Origin of the sequence: Xenophilus sp., from assembly GCF_044462705.1 — a bacterium.
GTDB classification, from domain to species: domain Bacteria; phylum Pseudomonadota; class Gammaproteobacteria; order Burkholderiales; family Burkholderiaceae_C; genus Xenophilus; species Xenophilus azovorans.
On sequence record NZ_JBIQNC010000265.1, the window covers coordinates 3,663 to 5,580 of the forward strand.

At 74.8% G+C, this 1,918-nt stretch carries 2 protein-coding genes; both read right to left on the reverse strand.

Features of this window, described 5'->3' with window-relative positions; all coding sequences use genetic code 11:
* Positions 1–63: 63 nt before the first annotated feature.
* Positions 64–981 carry a LysR substrate-binding domain-containing protein gene (locus ACIY1X_RS24195; protein ID WP_051953884.1) on the reverse strand — a complete coding sequence of 306 codons (918 nt, stop codon included), beginning with the start codon at positions 979–981 and terminating at the stop codon, positions 64–66.
* Between the two features lie 20 nt (positions 982–1,001).
* Positions 1,002–1,918, reverse strand: a 917-nt coding sequence (locus ACIY1X_RS24200) for an SMP-30/gluconolactonase/LRE family protein (RefSeq protein WP_399685631.1), incomplete at its 5' end; no start/stop codon positions are given.

The window sequence follows — 1,918 nt, forward strand, 5'->3', positions numbered from 1 at the left end:
TGCGCGCCGGGTATTGTCCGCCCGCCCCGCCGGGCGGGCCGGCCGCCCCGCCGTGAAGTTTTTTCAGCCCGCGTTGAGCTTTTGTGCGGCGGCCGGCGTTGGTCCGGGCCCCTGCACCAGCCAGTCGACAAAGGCCGCGCACTCCCAGCGCTCCAGCGTGCCGGGCTTCCAGCAGATGTAGTTGGCGTTGGGCGAAGGCACCGCGCGGCGCGACAGGCGCTGCAGCCGGCCGCTGTCGAACCAGGCGGCGCCCATGTCCAGCCGCACCAGCGCGACGCCGAAGCCGGCCGCCGCCGCGTCGTACACCAGGCCCAGGTCGTTGAACTGCGCGCCGGCGTCGGGCTCGCGCAGCGGCAGGCCGCAGGCGGCGAACCAGGTGCTCCAGGGCTCCAGCGGGCTGCGGATCAGGCGCGCCTGGCGCAGCTCGTCGGCCGTCTCGAAGCCGTCGAAGGGCCCGTGCTCGGCCAGGAAGGCCGGGCTGCAGGCCGGCGTGACCTCGCCGGCGGCAACCACGCGGTACTCGCGGTCGGTGTAGCCGCCGGTGCCGAAGCGCACCTCCAGGTCGGCGTCCTCGGCCGTCACGTTCAGCAGCGGGATGGACACCTGCAGCGTCAGCTCCACCTCCGGGTAGGCGGTGCGGAAAGTCTCCAGCCGCGGCATCACGTAGGTGCGCGCATAGGTCGGCGTGAGCGCCACCTTCAGCCGCGTGGTCTCCTCGCCGCCGCGGCGGGCCGGCAGGTGCTGCAGCGCCGCCAGGCCGGTGCGCACCTGTGCCAGGTAGGCCACGCCCTCGGCGGTGAGCGAGAAGTCGCCGCGCGAGAACAGGCGCAGGCCCACGTGCGCCTCCAGTTGACGCACGCGGTGGCTCACGGCGCTGGCGGTCACGCACAGCTCGTCCGCCGCGCGGCTGACGCTGCGCAGGCGGGCCAGCGTCTCGAAGGTCACGAGGCAGTGGATGGGCGGGATGGCGCGGAAGGACATGGGGGACAGCGGCCGGCCGTTCAGTCGTCGAAGAAGTCCACCGGCCGGCCGGCCGCCTCCACGCGCTGCATCAGCACACGGCCGGCGTCGGGCTGCCGCGCCAGCTCGTCGGCCGGCCGGCCCTTGCGGGCCGAGGTGACGAAGAGCGTGCGCAGGTCGTCGCCGCCGAAGCAGGGCATGGTGGGGCACTGCACCGGCACGGGCAGCGCGGCGAGGGTGCCGCCGCCGGCGCCGTCGAGGCACAGCACCTGCGCGCCCTCGTACATCGCCACCCAATAGCGGCCCTGCGCGTCGAGCGTGGCGCCGTCGGGCCGGCCGCCGTAGGGGGCGCCCTCCTGCTTCGCGTCGAAGCGGCGCCACGCGCGCGGCGGGCCGAGGCGGTTGGCCTCGGGCTCCCAGGGGTAGGTGCGGATGGTGTGCGAGGGGGTGTCGGTCCAGTACAGCGTGCCGGCGCCGAAGGCCAGGCCGTTGGCGGTCATCGCGTCGCCGGCCTTGGGTTCGAGCGCGGCGCCGGCGGCGCGCGGGTCGAGGCAGTACAGCGCCGCGTTGCGCCCGGTCTTTGCCTCGTTGATCGAGCCGGCCCAGAAGCGGCCCAGCGGATCGCACTTGCCGTCGTTGAAGCGCATCGTGGCGCCGTCGTGCGCCGCGGCGGCCATGCGCGCCAGCGGCCCGCCCCACGTGCGCGCCCGATAGATGCCGTCGCGCAGCGCGATCACCAGCCCGCCGCGCCTGGCCGGGGCCATGCAGCCGGGCGCCTGCGGCAGCGGCCAGCGCTCGACCTGCACGCCGGCGCCGATGGGCCCGCGCGTGCGCAGCACCTGGCAGCCCGCGATGTCGAGCCAGTAGAGCGAACGCTCCTGCGGATGCCAGAACGGCGATTCGCCCAGGTCACAGAGGCTGTCGGTGAGCGCGGTCCACATCGGGCTATTGTGCGCGC